This is a genomic window from Flavobacterium gelidicaeli, assembly GCF_013294005.1.
Taxonomy (GTDB): Bacteria; Bacteroidota; Bacteroidia; order Flavobacteriales; family Flavobacteriaceae; genus Flavobacterium.
The window spans coordinates 38,521-54,571 of sequence record NZ_JABSNK010000008.1 but is presented as its reverse complement, the minus strand read 5'-3'; the positions used below and the strand labels follow the sequence as shown (position 1 = coordinate 54,571).

The 16,051-nt window shown below is 34.5% G+C and carries 13 protein-coding genes; 8 read left to right on the top strand and 5 right to left on the bottom strand.

The features are described from left to right. A complete protein-coding gene (locus tag HNP99_RS12645; RefSeq protein WP_225738024.1) occupies nucleotides 1-600 on the top strand; it encodes a phage terminase small subunit-related protein in 600 nt (199 codons plus the stop codon). Nucleotides 601-777: 177 nt separating this feature from the next. On the opposite strand, the gene HNP99_RS12640 is transcribed toward HNP99_RS12645, so the two are convergent. Then, nucleotides 778-2,127, bottom strand: a complete 1,350-nt coding sequence (locus tag HNP99_RS12640) for a sensor histidine kinase (RefSeq protein ID WP_173853748.1) — start codon at nucleotides 2,125-2,127, stop codon at nucleotides 778-780. Continuing rightward, entirely contained in the window at nucleotides 2,127-3,476 is a 1,350-nt protein-coding gene (locus HNP99_RS12635) for a sigma-54-dependent transcriptional regulator (protein ID WP_173853747.1), read from the bottom strand. Before HNP99_RS12635 ends, HNP99_RS12640 begins: the two co-directional genes overlap by 1 nt. 158 nt (nucleotides 3,477-3,634) lie before the next feature. Between HNP99_RS12635 and HNP99_RS12630 the strand changes: the two genes are divergently transcribed. The 7 genes from HNP99_RS12630 to HNP99_RS12600 all read left to right on the top strand — a co-directional run bounded on the left by HNP99_RS12630 (nucleotide 3,635) and on the right by HNP99_RS12600 (nucleotide 12,912). Next, nucleotides 3,635-4,873 (top strand): efflux RND transporter periplasmic adaptor subunit, encoded by a 1,239-nt coding sequence (locus HNP99_RS12630; protein WP_173853746.1) that lies wholly within the window; start codon nucleotides 3,635-3,637, stop codon nucleotides 4,871-4,873. Nucleotides 4,874-5,047: 174 nt separating this feature from the next. After that, on the top strand, nucleotides 5,048-5,749 hold the full coding sequence (locus HNP99_RS12625) for an ABC transporter ATP-binding protein (RefSeq protein WP_173853745.1): 702 nt from the start codon (nucleotides 5,048-5,050) through the stop codon (nucleotides 5,747-5,749). A gap of 138 nt (nucleotides 5,750-5,887) precedes the next feature. Further along, nucleotides 5,888-8,311 carry an ABC transporter permease gene (locus HNP99_RS12620; protein WP_173853744.1) on the top strand — a complete coding sequence of 808 codons (2,424 nt, stop codon included), beginning with the start codon at nucleotides 5,888-5,890 and terminating at the stop codon, nucleotides 8,309-8,311. A 74-nt stretch (nucleotides 8,312-8,385) separates the two neighbouring features. Further along, entirely contained in the window at nucleotides 8,386-10,815 is a 2,430-nt protein-coding gene (locus HNP99_RS12615) for an ABC transporter permease (RefSeq protein ID WP_173853743.1), read from the top strand. Between the two features lie 209 nt (nucleotides 10,816-11,024). Then, a complete protein-coding gene (locus HNP99_RS12610) occupies nucleotides 11,025-12,152 on the top strand; it encodes an Mrp/NBP35 family ATP-binding protein (RefSeq protein ID WP_173853742.1) in 1,128 nt (375 codons plus the stop codon). Between the two features lie 36 nt (nucleotides 12,153-12,188). Then, a complete protein-coding gene (locus HNP99_RS12605; protein ID WP_173853741.1) occupies nucleotides 12,189-12,428 on the top strand; it encodes a NifU family protein in 240 nt (79 codons plus the stop codon). Between the two features lie 166 nt (nucleotides 12,429-12,594). Next, nucleotides 12,595-12,912 carry a 2Fe-2S iron-sulfur cluster-binding family protein gene (locus tag HNP99_RS12600; RefSeq protein ID WP_173853740.1) on the top strand — a complete coding sequence of 106 codons (318 nt, stop codon included), beginning with the start codon at nucleotides 12,595-12,597 and terminating at the stop codon, nucleotides 12,910-12,912. A gap of 25 nt (nucleotides 12,913-12,937) precedes the next feature. On the opposite strand, the gene HNP99_RS12595 is transcribed toward HNP99_RS12600, so the two are convergent. The 3 genes from HNP99_RS12595 to HNP99_RS12585 all read right to left on the bottom strand — a co-directional run bounded on the left by HNP99_RS12595 (nucleotide 12,938) and on the right by HNP99_RS12585 (nucleotide 15,824). Beyond that, the gene (locus HNP99_RS12595) at nucleotides 12,938-13,708 is read right to left on the bottom strand and encodes an SGNH/GDSL hydrolase family protein (RefSeq protein ID WP_173853739.1); all 771 of its coding nucleotides are present in this window, start codon (nucleotides 13,706-13,708) and stop codon (nucleotides 12,938-12,940) included. Nucleotides 13,709-13,770: 62 nt separating this feature from the next. Further along, nucleotides 13,771-14,553: a DUF3050 domain-containing protein gene (locus tag HNP99_RS12590; RefSeq protein ID WP_173853738.1), complete on the bottom strand. Its 783-nt coding sequence runs from the start codon at nucleotides 14,551-14,553 to the stop codon at nucleotides 13,771-13,773. A gap of 92 nt (nucleotides 14,554-14,645) precedes the next feature. Then, nucleotides 14,646-15,824: an acyl-CoA dehydrogenase family protein gene (locus HNP99_RS12585; RefSeq protein ID WP_173853737.1), complete on the bottom strand. Its 1,179-nt coding sequence runs from the start codon at nucleotides 15,822-15,824 to the stop codon at nucleotides 14,646-14,648. Between the last annotated feature and the right edge of the window lie 227 nt (nucleotides 15,825-16,051).

The window sequence follows — 16,051 nt, the reverse complement described above, 5'->3', positions numbered from 1 at the left end:
ATGAAACTTGAAAAAATGAAAATGATTAGACTCTATCCAAATGAGGAGTTTAAAGAGATAACTATAGAAGACAAACTAAGATTACGTTATGCAGTGTCTAACAAAGGAAGGTTAATTAGCTTTGTAGATGATATGCGGTTTGCGCGAGAATTAAGAGGCGGCATGACTGATGGATATAGATTGTTTAAATACAAACAATATAATGAAGGTGTGGTCAAAAACAAACACCTCTTTATTTACAAGCTGGTAGCGGAGTATTTTATTCCTAAAACCTCTGAGGATCAGGTTCATATTTTGCATCTAGATCGCAAACGTGATAATGATGATTATCGAAATCTAAAATGGGCCACTGCAGAAGAAATGGCACAGCATACAAGAGAAAGTCCCTATGTAAAGCAAGCTAGATTAAACTTAGTGAAACACAATTTAGAATCTAACGGTAGTAAACTTACGATTACTAAAGTGATGCTTATAAAAAAAATACTAGCTAGACCAGGACAAACTACAAGACTTAAAATGATTGCTAAACAATTTGGCGTTAGCGAAATGCAAATTAGACGAATTAAATCAGGTGAAAACTGGAGTCAAGTGAAAATATAAAAAGCGGTCTTGGCACTAGCGAATTTAATACATTGTTTTATTAGTAATACTATTAATATAATAGACAAATTATCACATTGAGTGGAGTCGAAAATTACGACTCCATCTCGACTGTGCTCGATTTGAGAAAAATTTGACGGGACTATTTTTTACTAATTTTCAATGTAAAAGTCACCTTTAATTACCTTCTTGAATAAAACAGATGGTAAAATGAGTTCTTCCGCCTGATTGCTCATTGTCAGTTCGATGACTCAAATATCCGCCGTGGGCTTCAATACTATTTTTCGAAAGTGTCAGTCCAATACCGGCGCCATCTTTTCGAGTAGTGAAAAAGGGCAGGAATATTTTATCTTTAATTTCATTTTCTATTCCTCTTCCATTGTCGGATATCGTGATGTAAAAACGATTGTTTTGTGCAGTCGTTGTTAGTTTTATGCTTTTATGCTTTTTCTCTTTTAAAGCAAAAACACTATTGGTTAGTAAGTTGATAATGACTTGTTCGATTTGGTTTTGGTCAATAGATATTATTTGGTTTTTGTCGATTTCGTTGGTAATTTCGATGTTTTCAGACTCGAAAATAGGCGACATGATTTTCAGGCAATCTTCAAACAGCAAATGAACAGCTGTTGGTTTTTTATTGGGTGTTGGTAATGCAGCGAGCTTTCTATAATTTTCTACAAAAAACTGCAAATGGTCACTGCGATTTATAATCGTAGAAATACTGCTTTTTATATCTTCAAAATCTTCAGGCTCTAAATGGTCTTGATCTACTATTTGCAGTAAATTTTGCGAAAGCGATCGAATAGGTGTCAAGGAATTCATTAATTCGTGAGAGATGATTTTCATCAAGTTAATCCAAGCTTCTTTTTCTTTTTTCTCAATAACACGCTGGATGCTGTCTAGCAAAATGATACAATAGTCTTTATTGAACGATTTTGTCAGCGAAGTTTGCAGCATAAACGTCTGTGCCTCTTGTTGCTCAATTTTTATATTAATAGATGTCTTTAATTCGTTAAAACCATTTTTTTCAATTTCGTTACAAAGCGAGGGCAGGTAATTTTTGAGATAGTCCCAACTAGTTACTTTTGGTACGCTGAAAAGTGATGAAAAACAATCGTTCATCAAAAAAATATTCCAATCGTTATTTTCTTTTTCTAATATTAAAACGGCGGTATCTATATTGTTTATTATCGAACGATAAATTAATTCTTTTGAGCTGCCGTCGTGTTGTTTCTGTTTTAAAGTGTCATAAAGCAGACATAAATTTTTATAATCTCCTTCTTTGACTGCAGCAGGGAAATTAGCCGAAAAGTCATTGTTGAGTATAGAAAGTATTGTTTTATCGTAAAAAATCAATTTGTTTTTGATGTAGGAATACATTTCGGCACAGAGTAAAACGGCAAAAACTAAAATTAAAATACCACTATACAAATAGCCATTCCCAAATAGATAAAGTGAGAAAGCGAGTGTGATAATGACCATAAAAACTCTAGCGAAAAGGGCATTGTAAAATTTCCAGCTGTTCATTAGTCGTTATTTTTAAGGTCGTATTTTTCAAGCCTGCGGTACAATGCTGCTCTGGATAAACCCAATTCTTCGGCGGTTTTACTAATGTTGCCGCTATTTTTAAAAAGAGATTTTTCTATTGCATTTTTCTCTATTTCGGATAGGGGATTTTCCTCATTGTTTGGGGTGTATTCAAAGTGGAGTAAGTCTAAATCAGTGACCGAAATGGTATTGTCATCGGACATGATTAAGGCTCTTTCTATCTTATTTTCTAATTCTCTAATGTTTCCTTTCCAAGGATAACGTGCCATATATTCGGCCACGTTGGTGTCAAAAACCACATCATTTTGATTGTATTTTTTACCTAATTGTTCTAGAATAAATTGCGCCATGGGTACAATGTCCTCTTTTCGCTCTCGCAAAGGCGGTAAGTTAATTTCCATGGTATTAATACGATACAGCAAGTCTTCTCGAAAAGTTTTGTTTTCAACATCGGCCTTGATATCGCTGTTGGTTGCTGCTATGATTCGCACATTTAATGGTCGCGGTTTGCTTTCGCCCAAGCGTGTGACTTTTTTTGTTTGCAAAACATGCAAAAGCTTTGATTGTAAATGCAAAGGAATATTGCCTATTTCATCAAGAAAAACAGTACCATTATCGGCAATTTCAAATCGTCCTGGGGTATCAGTTTTAGCGTCGGTAAATGCACCTTTGGCATAGCCAAATAGTTCGCTTTCAAATAAGTTTTCGCTTAACGAACCCAAATCAATGTGAATGAATGGTTTGTCTTTTCGAGTCGAATGTAGGTGTATATGTTCGGCAAAGACAAATTTACCGGTTCCGTTTTCGCCTAAAATAAGGACGTTCGCATCTGTTTTTGCTACTTTTTCAGCAATGGAGTACGCCTGTTTTATTTTTTGGGAACTACCTATGAAGTGCTTTTTAGGAGCGGGTTCTGAGTTTGATGTTCGATTGCGTTTCCGACTTTCTGCAACGGCTTTATCAATAGTGGAAAGTAAATGGTCGTTGTCCCAAGGTTTTAAAATATAATCAAAAGCACCTATTTTCATGCCTTCTACAGCGGTTTCTATCTTGCCAAAAGCGGTCATTAAAAGCACGACTGTTTTTGGCGACAGTGTTTTTATTTCTTTTAGCCAGTGAATACCTTCTCGTCCATCTTCAAATCCAATGCGGTAGTTCATGTCTAGTATGACGACATCAATTTGGTTTTCGCCAAGGATATTCAGTAGTTTTTTTGGATCGTTTGTTGTAAAAATTTCTTCAAAATGCTTCTTCAAGATCATTTTTGCCGAAAAAAGAATCTCTTCTTGGTCATCAACAATAAGTATTTTGGCTAGTTTTTTTCGCATCAGTATTGGTTTTTGTTCACTTATGAACAGGAGACTGTCCGTTTTTGAACAGTTCGATTTTTAGATTTTTTGCAACCTTGTTGATAACCATTGTTTTACGGATTATAAATCCTTTGGCATGCTTTTGTATGTTGATAATCAGTAAATTATTATAAAAAATGGACAAGGTTATTCCCCGTAAAAATAGAAAATTTAGGTACTTAACAATAGGATTTGTGAGTTTTTTAGTTGCTGGAGCATTTGTTTATGCTTCGGTATCTAAAAAGCGAAGTTTAAATGTAAAAGTGGATGAATTATTAGTAAAAGAAGTAAGTCAAGAGTTTTTTGAAGATTTTATTGTGTTTCAGGCCAAAGTAGAACCATTGAATTTGGTATTGGTCAATATCATTGAAGGGGGTTCAGTCAAAGAAATTTTTGTAGAAAACGGAGCAATGGTCACGCAAGGACGACCACTGGCGCGCATGTATAATCCCAATACAGAGTTGAATTACCTGACGCAAGAAACCGCAATCATTGAGCAAATCAATAATTTAAACACGGGAAAACTTAATATTAGAAATCAAGAATTGAACTTGACTAAAGATTTGGCTTTAATAGAACATGATTATAATGATGCTAAAAGAGTGTACGATATGAATGCCAAATTATTCGAAAAAGATATTATTTCAAGAAATGATTGGAATGTAATTAAGGAAAGTCTGCGTTTTCAAGAAGAGCGCAAAAGCAATATTCGCACGAGTATTCAAAAAGAGAAACAAACCAACCAAGTCCAGATTTCGCAGATAAATCGTTCGATACAAACCATGGAGATGAGTTTGGATATTCTGAGAAGTAATAAAAAAAACTTCTTGATTACGGCGCCAGTTTCAGGAAGATTAACTTCATTTGAACCTATTTTAGGAAAAACATTTCAAGCCGGAGAGAGTATTGGTCGAATTGACTCTCGTGAAGGCTACAAGCTGAGTGCGCAAGTAGATGAATTTTATTTGGAGAAGATACGTGTGGGTTTAAAAGGGCAAATTGAGTTTAAAGGAAAAACGGTAACTGTGTCTGTCGTCAAAGTGATTCCAGAGGTGAAAAGTGGTCGTTTTCAGGTAGAATTGCTTTTTGATTCTAAAGAAGAGTTGGCGTTACAAGACGGACTAAGTTTTGGCGTGAAGCTTATCTTATCTGAAAAGAATAAAATTTTGGTGATTCCAAAAGGAAGCTTCAATCAAGAAACTGCAGGAAAGTGGCTCTTTGTTGTCAACGGAAATAAGGGAGTTAGAAGAAACATAAAGTTAGGTAGAGAAAACCCTTCTTATTACGAGGTTTTAGAAGGATTGAAGGAAGGCGAAAAAGTAATCACTTCGTCTTATGCGGACTATAAAGAAGTTGAAGAGCTGAATATCGAATAAAAGCATCATTAAGATAGTAGTGACTTATAAAAATAGTAGCTGTAAAATAAGCTAATTTTTGTCTTATCGAGCGGAGTCGAGATATAATAATGGTGCCTGATTTCGCTCAAACTGACTATTGGGCTGAACAATTAATAAGATTAAATTAAAAAAAAACATAAAAACTATAAAAGGATGATAACAATTCAAAACCTAGCCAAGATCTTCAGAACAGAAGAGTTAGAAACTTCGGCTTTAAGCGGAATTAATTTGCAAATCAACGAGGGAGATTTTCTTTCGATTATGGGGCCTTCGGGTTGCGGAAAATCGACATTACTCAATATCATCGGATTATTGGATAGTGCTTCAGACGGGAGTTATACCTTGTTGAACCAAGAAATGATTGGACTGAAAGAAAAAGGGCGTTCTAGTGTTCGTAAGGAAAATATCGGATTTATTTTTCAGAATTTTAACCTTATCGACGAGCTTTCGGTCTATGATAATATCGAATTACCTTTGATTTATAATAATGTAAAAGCTTCGGAAAGAAAACTAAAAGTAGAAGCAATTGCCGAAAAATTAAACATTGCGCATCGATTGAAGCATTATCCCCAACAACTTTCTGGTGGGCAGCAACAACGTGTGGCCGTGGCAAGAGCTTTGATAAATGATCCTAAAATTATTTTGGCTGATGAGCCTACTGGGAATTTGGACAGTAAAAACGGAAATGAAGTAATGGAATTGCTAACTGATTTGCATGCCAAAGGTGCGACAATCTTGATGGTTACCCATTCTGATTATGATGCGTCATTTTCTCAAAGAACCATCCTGATGAAAGATGGTGTTATTTTCTCTGAAAAAAGCAATCAAAGGAATGTTGATGTTTTTAAAGTGTAATCATTATGATACTAATCTTAATATCAATTATCACATTCATTTTAGAATTGCTTTGCAGTTCACTTAGTCAATAAGTTACGGTTTCAATCATCACACGAGCCAAAGTGGCGAACTGGCGAAACAATCAAAATCAAAATTATGTTACACAATTGGATAAAAATATTTATTTACCACCTCAAGCAAAACAAATTGTTTTCGTTTCTCAATGTTTTGGGATTGAGTATTGGGATTGCGGGATTGATTTTCGCTTTGTTATATTGGAATGACGAGCATTCTTATGATCAATGGAATCCTGAAAAAGAAAATGTTTATCAGGTGTTAGTTCAATTGACAGACACTCCAGTTAGAGGAGAACATCCATTTTCGTTAAAATCTTTTTTAGAAGCTGACCCCAATGTCGAAAATGTGGTATATGGAGATAGTTGGTATAAAAAGGGGTTGATTGTATATAAAGGGAAAAAAGAATTTGTAGATAAAATGATCAATGTAGATCGTGATTTTTTCGCCCTTTTTCCTTTTAAAATTAGTAAAGGAGGTGCTGTGTCAGCATTAAAAGATGATGGGAGTATTGCAATTTCAGATGTTACGGCAAAGAGAATATTTGGTGATGAAAATCCAATAGGCAAAGAAGTCAATTGTTTTGATGGCGTCTGTATTGTACGTGCTGTTTATCATATTCCGGGAAATTCCTCTATAGCTCCAACGGTTATTGTTAATAGGATGAAAAAGCTATTGGATCCCAATAATCAGATGGGAGTTTTTAATTTCAAAGTGCTGGTAAAGGTCAAAGACCCTTCTAAAGTTGATGCTATTAAAAGGATGTTGGAGAAGGTGTATTACGATGAAATCATTGTAAGAGAAGCAAGCCAAGCTGGATTTACTCCTGACGAAATGGAAAAGAAAATAGGACACTTTACAGTATTCATGGAGCCGCTTTCACAAGCAAGATTACATTCTGTTGCAGACGGTTATCCAGAAGGTCGAGGGAATTACCAATTTTTGCTAATTATGGTTGGTCTATCTATTTTAATCCTCATTTTATCTATTGTCAATTATGTCAATATGGCTACTGCTAATGGTATAAATCGTGCAAAGGAAATCGGTGTTCGTAAGGTTTTGGGCGCTTCAATGGGTAATATTATTAGACAGTTTCTTTTTGAAACCATTCTTACATGTTTATTTTCTATTTTATTAGCTTTGGTAATTGTAGAGCTTACATTACCATATTATAATAATTTTTTAAATAAAGATCTAATCACTAATGGAAGTCAGTTTTATGTAGAGATAATTTTAGTTTTCATAATTACAGTGGTAGCAGCAGGGTTTTTTCCATCAATTTATATTTCTAATTTTGAACTACTAAAGGTTCTTAAAGGTAATTTTGCAAGAAGTAAAAATGGTGTTTGGTTAAGAAACGGAATGTTGATTTTTCAGTTTTCAATTGCCTCCTTTTTTATCGTTGGATCTCATATCGTGTATCAACAAGTTAATTATTTAAGTAATAAAGATCTTGGATTCAAAGGCGATCAAGTAATTGCTGTAGCATTAAATTTTCCAAATTATTATTATGAAGGAGAAAATATTGAAAGAAATATTTATAATAAATATACGGTTACAAAGCAACAATTGAATAAAATTAAAGGGGTTGAGAGCGTGTCAGCAGGAGTGATGTCATTTGATGGTTCAGATAACTCATTGTTTCCACTTTTGTACAAGGATGTGCTCTTCAAAGTAAAGCATGCTGCAGTCGATTTTGGGATGCTAGAAATGCTGAAAATAAAAATGGTTAAGGGGAGAAATTTTGATGAAAAAATAGCTTCGGATACTATCAATTCTTTGTTGATAAATGAAACTGCAGCGAAATTATTAGGAATGAAGGATCCAGTAGGAAAAGAAGTACTGATTAGAAATCAAAAGTTAAAAATTGTAGGGGTGGTTAAAGACTTCAATCTATTAAGTCCTGAAGTAGCAATACCGCCAATGACTTTTTTCCATATAAAAACACTAGACTTTGCTGAGGATATGAATTTGGTTTATGTAAAACTAAAATCAGAGGATACACAAAATACAATTGCAGATATTGAAAAATTTTGGGCGACTAATGTTGGAAATGAATATCCATTTAAATACGATTTTGTTGATAAAGAATATGCTAGAACTTATGAGTCTTATGTTAAACAAAAAGATTTGTTTTTACTGCTAAATTTAATAGTAATTGGTATAGCACTTTTTGGATTATATGCTTTAGCTTCTTATTCAATACAAACAAGAATGAAAGAAATTGCAATTAGGAAAGCATTGGGTGCAGAAACTAATATGTTGCTCAGAGAGCTGTCTAAGCAATACATTTTGTACTGTGTGATCGGGTTTGTAATAGCGTTGTTTCCTGTTTATTATTTATTGAATAAATGGTTAGAAAACTTCGCTTATCGAATAGATATTTCTATTTACCCCTTTATTCTTGGATTTCTGGCTTTAATGGTGCTCACTTTAATAGTTGTTTTATCTAAAGCGTATCAAGCAACAAAGGTTGATGTTTTAAAATATTTAAAATACGAATAATTGGCTATGTAAAAACGGTACTAGGCGACTTAGAAAGGCTTTAATTGCCGATTAATTTTTAAAACAAATAAACGATGTTACACAACTGGATAAAAATATTTATATACCACCTCAAGCAAAATAAGCTGTTTTCGTTTCTCAATGTTTTGGGATTGAGTATTGGGATTGCGGGATTGATTTTCGCTTTGTTATATTGGAATGACGAGCATTCTTATGATGCTTGGAATCCTGAGAAAGAACATGTTTATCAGGTCCTGAATCAAATGGGCCCACATAAAGAAATTTGGGCATCTAACTCAACACCCTTTGGACTTACCTGCAAGGCGACTATTCCAGAAATCGAATCGATTTGCTTTTTCAGCAATAGGTATGATGGAGGGCTTTTAAAATATCAATCTAAAAAGTTAATTGTAAAAAAAGCAGTTATCTCTGATGAAGAGTTTTTTAAAATTTTCCCTTTCCCCATTGTTAAAGGGCCAAAAACGGATATTCTTAAGGAGAAAAATAGTGTTGCTATTTCTGAAGCAAGTGCAAAATTGCTATTTAAAGAGGAAGATCCTATTGGCAAATCAGTCAATTTTGACAATGAATTTTATATTGTAAAAGCAGTTTATAAAATCATAAAACCATCGGCGGTAGAACCTGATTATGTATTTAATGGACTAATCAACGAAAGTGACCTCGAGAGCTGGGGAAACTTCAACTATGGATTGATGATTAAAGTTAAAAAAGACGTTTCCATAGCGACTGTTCTTAAAAAAATGGAGCAGGTAGTTTTTGAGAATAGAACACAGAAAAACGCTAAAGAAAGTGGTCAAACTGTTGCTCAGTATATTAAGGAAAATGGGGAGGCTAAGATTATTTTAGACCAACTAAAAACCGCGCGATTACAGGGTACAAAAGCGTCTATAGGAAGTAATTTTCCAGAAGGACAGGGAAATTTACAGTTGGTTTATATTATGATGGGTTTGTCTATTTTGATATTGGTTTTGTCCATCGTTAATTATATTAATTTGGCAACAGCCTCAGCTATAAAAAGAGCAAAAGAAATAGGTGTTAGAAAAAGTTTAGGGGCTAGTAAGTCATTGATTATTTTGCAGTTTATCTTTGAGTCGGCTATTGTAGTGTGTTTTTCGGTTATTTTTGCTTTAGCCATTGTAGAGCTCACACTGCCTTTTTATAATGATTTTTTGAACAAAGATTTAATTTTAAAAGGGAGCGAGTTTTACATGCAAATCCTTTTAATTTTTGTTATAGTAATTGTTTTTGCAGGGATATTTCCAGCTATTTATATTTCGAAATTTGAAACATTAAAGGTGTTGAAAGGGAATTTCTCTAGAAGTAAAAGCGGAATTTGGATGCGAAATTCCATGTTGATTTTTCAATTTTCGATAGCTACTTTTTTTATCATTGGCGCGTTAATAGTGTACCAACAGGTAAGTTATATGAGCAATAAAGACTTAGGTTTTAATGGCGATCAGATTATTCGAATCAGGTTTAGATATGATGATTGGGAAACCAAATTAAAAAAGTACGAAACTACTAAGCAAGAAGTTCTTAAAATGTCAGGTGTTCAAGATGTCTCTACATTCGAAGGCTCTTTTGGTGATGATACTAACTCTACTTCTGGATTTACCCACAATGGTATTTTTGTGCAGGGACATAACGTGAATATGGATTTTGGTTTTCTGGATATGATGAAAATTAAGATGGTTGAAGGACGGGATTTATCTCCTGAATTTGCTTCAGACACGGTGAGCAATATGTTGATGAATGAAACTTGCGTACGTACCTTGAATTTAAAGAAACCAATAAATACAATTATCACCTCGGGTTGGGGCAATGATAAAGGAATGCTGAAATTTAAAATTGTAGGTGTAGTTAAGGATTTTAACATCACTGGTTTAAAAAATAAGATTCCTCCCATGATTTTTGTAAATTTAAAAACCTTAGGATGGAATAATTTTCAATTTGTTTATGTAAAGGTAAGTCCTGATAATTTAGAGCGCACACTTTCTGGATTAGAGACTTATTGGAACAAGAATATCAATCAAGATTATCCTTTTGAATATGAATTTGTGGATAAAAAGTTTGCCAAAACCTATCTGGAACAACTGAAACAAAAAAACTTGTTTTTTATCCTTAATTTAATCGTAATTACTATTGCCATATTTGGTTTGTTTGCCTTGGCTTCATTTTCTATGGAAAGAAGATTAAAGGAAATCGCCATTCGTAAAACCCTTGGTGCCGAAACTAATACTTTACTGAAAGAGTTGTCAAAACAATATGTATTCTTTTGTTTGGCTGGATTTCTAATTGGGATATTCCCGGCTTACTTTCTTTTGCAAAAATGGCTTGAAGATTTTGCTTTTCGCATCGATATTCCATTCTTTCCATTTGTTGTAGCGCTGGTGAGTTTGCTGTTTTTGACTTTAATAATAGTTTTATCTAAAGCGTATCAAGTAACCAAAATGGATGTTTTGAAATATTTAAAATATGAATAATTGGTTTTAGATTTTTTTAAGATAAACCCGACGGCTATTCAAAGCAAGTCGGGTTTTTTTTCTATAATAACTACAGCAAATTCTTGCATCAATAAATACAATTTAAATCCTTTACAATAAGAACTTAATCCATTATCTTTGTAATCTGAAATCAGTTTAAATAAATATAAATTTTTACTGAATTACCAATCGATAATAGTCCAATTATAATGAAATTAGATAGAAAAGAAGTTCTTAAAGCTTTAGAAACAATTACTATTGCTGGAGAAGGAAAAAATATGGTAGAAAGTGGTGCCATAGCAAACGTAATCACTTTTGGAGATGAGGTAGTAGTTGATTTAATTTTGAATACTCCGGCAATGCACATTAAAAAACGTGCTGAGGATGATATTAAAAAAACTATCCTTGAGTTAATTTCTCCTGACGCAAAAATCAAAATAAACAGTAAGGTGCAAGCACCTGAAAAGGCTGAAATAAAAGGAAAATCAATTCCTGGAATAAAAAATATTATAGCAGTCGCCTCTGGTAAAGGAGGAGTGGGTAAATCTACCGTCACTGCAAATTTAGCCGTATCCTTAGCAAAAATGGGTTTTAGTGTTGGTGTTTTAGATGCTGATATTTATGGTCCTTCAATGCCAATCATGTTTGATGTTGAGAATGAAAAACCAATCTCAGTAAATGTTGATGGCAAGTCAAAAATGAAACCTGTTGAAAGCTACGAAGTAAAAATGCTTTCTATAGGTTTTTTCACAGCACCTAGCCAAGCAGTTATCTGGAGAGGTCCTATGGCTTCAAAAGCGTTGAACCAAATGATTTTTGATGCTGACTGGGGAGAACTAGATTTCATGTTAATCGATCTACCTCCAGGAACTGGAGATATTCACCTTTCGATCATGCAATCACTACCTGTTACAGGTGCAGTTGTTGTGAGTACACCGCAAGCAGTAGCTTTGGCCGATGCTAAAAAAGGAGTTTCAATGTTCTTGTCAGAAGCGATTAATGTTCCCGTTTTAGGAATTATTGAGAATATGGCGTACTTTACACCCGAAGAATTGCCTAATAATAAATATTACATTTTTGGACAAGAAGGAGCAAAAAATCTTGCCGAAGATTTAGACGTGCCATTTTTAGGAGAAGTTCCTATTGTACAGTCTATCCGTGAAGCAGGAGATTTTGGACGTCCAGCAGCAATGCAGGAGGGGTCGATTGTCGCTAAAGTTTTTGAAGATATTACTCGTAAAGTCGTTGAAGAAACGGTTAGAAGAAACGATAGTTTACCTGCTACCGAAGCAATTAAAATCACTACCATGGCAGGATGTTCTGCGGTAAAAAAATAATAAGATTTATTACTATAAATCTTTAAAGACAATAAAATGACAACAGAAGAATTAACAATTGAAGTTCAAAAAGCACTGGAGGAAATCAGACCTTTTTTAAACTCTGATGGAGGAGATATTTCCCTTGTTTCCATCGAAGAGGACAAGCATGTTAAGGTGCGTCTTGAAGGAGCGTGTACTAGTTGTAGTGTGAACCAAATGACGCTTAAAGCGGGTGTAGAAACAACAATTAAAAAGTTTGCACCACAAATTGAAACTGTTGAAAATATAGCATAGATTTTGGGCATGACCCCTTTTATAAAAAAGGCTTATTTGCTTTGCGGTGATAAGCCTTTTTATAAAAACGGTCGGGCTATACGCGCTACTTCGGTAGCTAGCTGCTATCCCTCATGCAACTTAGTACTGTAATCATAACCAAACCTAAAACATAACACCCAATTACATGGATGTACTTATAAAAATAAAAGACCGTGAAGGAGTTGTGCATGAACTGCAAGCACCTACTGATATGGCAATGAATATTATGGAATTGTGTAAAGCTTATGAGCTGCCCGTAGAGGGAACTTGTGGCGGTATGGCCATGTGTGCTTCTTGTCAATGTTATGTGCTTAATGATGTTGCTTTGCCTGAAATGGGTGATGATGAAGAGGCAATGCTTTCAGAGGCTTTTTACGTAAAACCAAATAGTCGTCTCGGTTGTCAAATACCTATTACCGAAGATCTTGAAGGACTAGAACTAGAGCTAGCTCCAGAAAATTAATTAAAAGCTCCTTAATGGAGTTTTTTTATTGGTTAAGAATTACAGCTGCCTTTGGTGCAATACTTTGTGTAAATAAAGTATATGCAGTTTCGGATGGATGCAATCCGTCAATAGCAACTAGCGAGGGATTTGTTAGTCCGTTTTGGGAAATAGTTGTGATGTTGCTAAATGCAATGCCGTTCTCATCGCAATACTTTTTTGCGTAGGCATTATACAAACTAATTTCTGCTGAAATTGTATCAAATTTACCCGAGAGCTGACCATAAGGAGTGTAAGCATAATCAGGGATAGAGATTACTATTACGTTTGCCTTATTTCCTTTTGCGTAAGTGATACTTCTATCAATAAGATATGAAAATTCTTTTTCATAAACTGCAAAATCAATGTTTTGAAATTGATTGTTTACACCTATCAATAAAGTCACCAAGTCGTAGTTAGTTGCTGGATTTTGGACGTCGATCGCGTTTATTAAATCATTAGTAGTCCATCCTGTTCTAGCGATTACTTTTAATGAAAAGTTATTCTCCGTATTAGTGTTTCTTAAAGCTTCTTGAAGTTGTTCTGGAAATTTACAAGTTTCGCACACACTTTGGCCTATGGTATAACTGTCTCCTAGAGCCAAATATTTTAGAGTATGATAGCGGGTAATTACTTTATCAATACTGTTGGGAGTAGTATTCGCAATGTTTTCATTTAGAAAAGTGGGTTTCTTTTCTATAATTTGGTTTTCACTACTGCAAGCCGTGAAAAGGCAGCTTGCAAAAACCGCAACTGCTATTAGAATTTGATTTTTCATTTGCTTTAAATTAAAATTCAATATGTACTAATAACAGTTACGCTAAATGCTATATTTTGGTTTTATGCAACAACTTCTTTCGCTAAAATTGTTTCTTCAATGGCGTCCCATAAACCAATTCTTTTTTCAAGTGCAAGGATAGAAACTTGTTCTACTTCATTCCATTTTTGTTCGTCGTCTCCACAAAGTTCGGTGATCATTTGCATTGCCATAGGTCCATGCTCATCGGCATCTAGTTCAATGTGTCTTTCAAAATAGTAAATCAATTTTGATAAGTCGGTATCTGGGAAATTCTCCTGGAAATTTTTCAATATAGCGGTAAACATACTTGGTATTAAATCTTCTCTTCCAAAGGTGAATGCAGCAGCGATCTCGTGTGGTTTTCCTTCTTCGATAACTCTAAAAGTAAAGTCGAGAAAAGCTTTTATATTGGGGTGTAAACTACTTGTTTTAATCGCTACAAAGATGTTTTGTAAGGAGTTGATTTCTGCTAAGAAGTGATTAATATCTGCGGTATTTGCACCACAATCTTCCATAGCTTCAATGTACATTTCATAATGACTTTGGCGGCGACCGTCCATACTCAAATCAGATTCTTCTGCAAGAACAATTTCGTTGATTAAGTAGCGCGTTTCGGGATTTTCGGTAGCAAACCAAGGTGTAGTTGTGCATGTTAATTTTGCTTGAAGCGCCTTTAATAAAGACATAAAGTCCCAAACAGCATAAACATGATTTTCAAGAAAACATCGTAAATCGTGTACAGTTTTTACTTTTTTATACAGTGGATGTTGCAACAAGGCTTCTTTTTGAGGCTGAATTTTGTTGTTGATGTTCTGGATGGTCATACGTTTTAATTTTGCGTAAATATAAAAAAGCTTCTCGTTTCCAAGAAGCTTTTATTATCAATTTTACAAATACTTTAAAAGTTGTTGCAGCTTTATTTAAACGCTGGAATTCCAGTAATGTCCATTCCTGTGATTAATAAATGAATATCGTGTGTTCCTTCATAAGTAATAACCGACTCTAAATTCATCATGTGGCGCATGATTGAATACTCGCCGCTAATTCCCATTCCGCCTAAGATTTGTCTTGCTTCACGTGCAATATGTATTGCCATATCTACATTATTTCTTTTTGCCATAGAAATTTGTGCGGTTGTCGCGCGACCTTCGTTTCTTAAAACACCCAGTCTCCATGTTAAAAGTTGTGCCTTTGTGATTTCTGTAATCATTTCAGCTAGTTTCTTTTGTTGTAATTGTGTTCCTGCAATAGGTTTGTCAAATTGTATGCGCTCTTTTGCGTAGCGCAACGCAGTATCATAACAATCCATAGCTGCTCCAATTGCTCCCCATGCAATACCATAACGAGCAGAATCTAAACAACCTAGCGGTGCTCCTAATCCTGATTTATTAGGAAGTAGGTTTGCTTTAGGAACTTTTACATTGTCAAATATCAATTCACCAGTTGACGAAGCACGCAGTGACCATTTGTTGTGTGTTTCAGGAGTTGTAAAGCCTTCCATGCCACGTTCAACGATCAAACCGTGAATTCTTCCTTCTTCATTTTTAGCCCAAACTACTGCAATGTCTGCAAATGGCGCATTAGAAATCCACATTTTGGCACCATTCAATAGATAGTGGTCGCCCATATCTTTAAAATTGGTAATCATGCTTCCTGGATCTGATCCGTGATTAGGTTCAGTCAAACCAAAGCAGCCCATAAATTCACCAGTAGCTAACTTGGGTAAATATTTCATTCGTTGTTCTTCGTTACCGTATTTCCAAATAGGGTACATCACTAACGATGATTGCACAGATGAAGTAGAGCGAACGCCAGAGTCACCACGTTCAATTTCTTGCATGATTAAGCCGTAAGAGATTTGGTCTAAACCAGCACCACCATATTCTTCAGGTATGTATGGTCCAAAACCACCAATTTCTCCAAGACCTTTGATGATTTGTTTTGGGAATTCAGCTCTTTGAGCGAAGTCTTCAATTATAGGGGATACCTCTTTTTTTACCCATGCACGTGCTGAGTCACGGACCAATTTATGTTCATCCGTTAATAAATCGTCTAGGTTGTAATAATCTGGAGCTTGAAATAAATCTGGTTTCATAAGTCGCTTTTATTTGTTTAGTAATAGTATGTTTTTTTAAGATCGGGCAATAGTTTTCTTTGTGAAACAAATTTACATAAAGAAATATAACAAAAGTATTATTATTTGTTATAAAAATTAATTTATAGAGGTGTTTATGTTATAAGTGGATTTATCAGCTTAAATTAATTTGCTTAAAGTTTATTTCGTGGATAGATAATTAAGATTGATCTTTTAAGATGTCTAGT

Excerpts from the sequence above, each read along its gene's own strand:
- HNP99_RS12625 (WP_173853745.1), top strand. The coding sequence starts at position 5,048 with ATGATAACAATTCAAAACCTAGCCAAGATCTTCAGAACAGAAGAGTTA.
- HNP99_RS12595 (WP_173853739.1), bottom strand. The coding sequence starts at position 13,708 with ATGAAAAATCAAATTCTAATAGCAGTTGCGGTTTTTGCAAGCTGCCTT.
- HNP99_RS12630 (WP_173853746.1), top strand. The coding sequence starts at position 3,635 with ATGGACAAGGTTATTCCCCGTAAAAATAGAAAATTTAGGTACTTAACA.
- HNP99_RS12645 (WP_225738024.1), top strand. The coding sequence starts at position 1 with ATGAAACTTGAAAAAATGAAAATGATTAGACTCTATCCAAATGAGGAG.
- HNP99_RS12620 (WP_173853744.1), top strand. The coding sequence starts at position 5,888 with ATGTTACACAATTGGATAAAAATATTTATTTACCACCTCAAGCAAAAC.
- HNP99_RS12640 (WP_173853748.1), bottom strand. The coding sequence starts at position 2,127 with ATGAACAGCTGGAAATTTTACAATGCCCTTTTCGCTAGAGTTTTTATG.
- HNP99_RS12615 (WP_173853743.1), top strand. The coding sequence starts at position 8,386 with ATGTTACACAACTGGATAAAAATATTTATATACCACCTCAAGCAAAAT.
- HNP99_RS12635 (WP_173853747.1), bottom strand. The coding sequence starts at position 3,476 with ATGCGAAAAAAACTAGCCAAAATACTTATTGTTGATGACCAAGAAGAG.
- HNP99_RS12585 (WP_173853737.1), bottom strand. The coding sequence starts at position 15,824 with ATGAAACCAGATTTATTTCAAGCTCCAGATTATTACAACCTAGACGAT.
- HNP99_RS12610 (WP_173853742.1), top strand. The coding sequence starts at position 11,025 with ATGAAATTAGATAGAAAAGAAGTTCTTAAAGCTTTAGAAACAATTACT.
- HNP99_RS12605 (WP_173853741.1), top strand. The coding sequence starts at position 12,189 with ATGACAACAGAAGAATTAACAATTGAAGTTCAAAAAGCACTGGAGGAA.
- HNP99_RS12590 (WP_173853738.1), bottom strand. The coding sequence starts at position 14,553 with ATGACCATCCAGAACATCAACAACAAAATTCAGCCTCAAAAAGAAGCC.
- HNP99_RS12600 (WP_173853740.1), top strand. The coding sequence starts at position 12,595 with ATGGATGTACTTATAAAAATAAAAGACCGTGAAGGAGTTGTGCATGAA.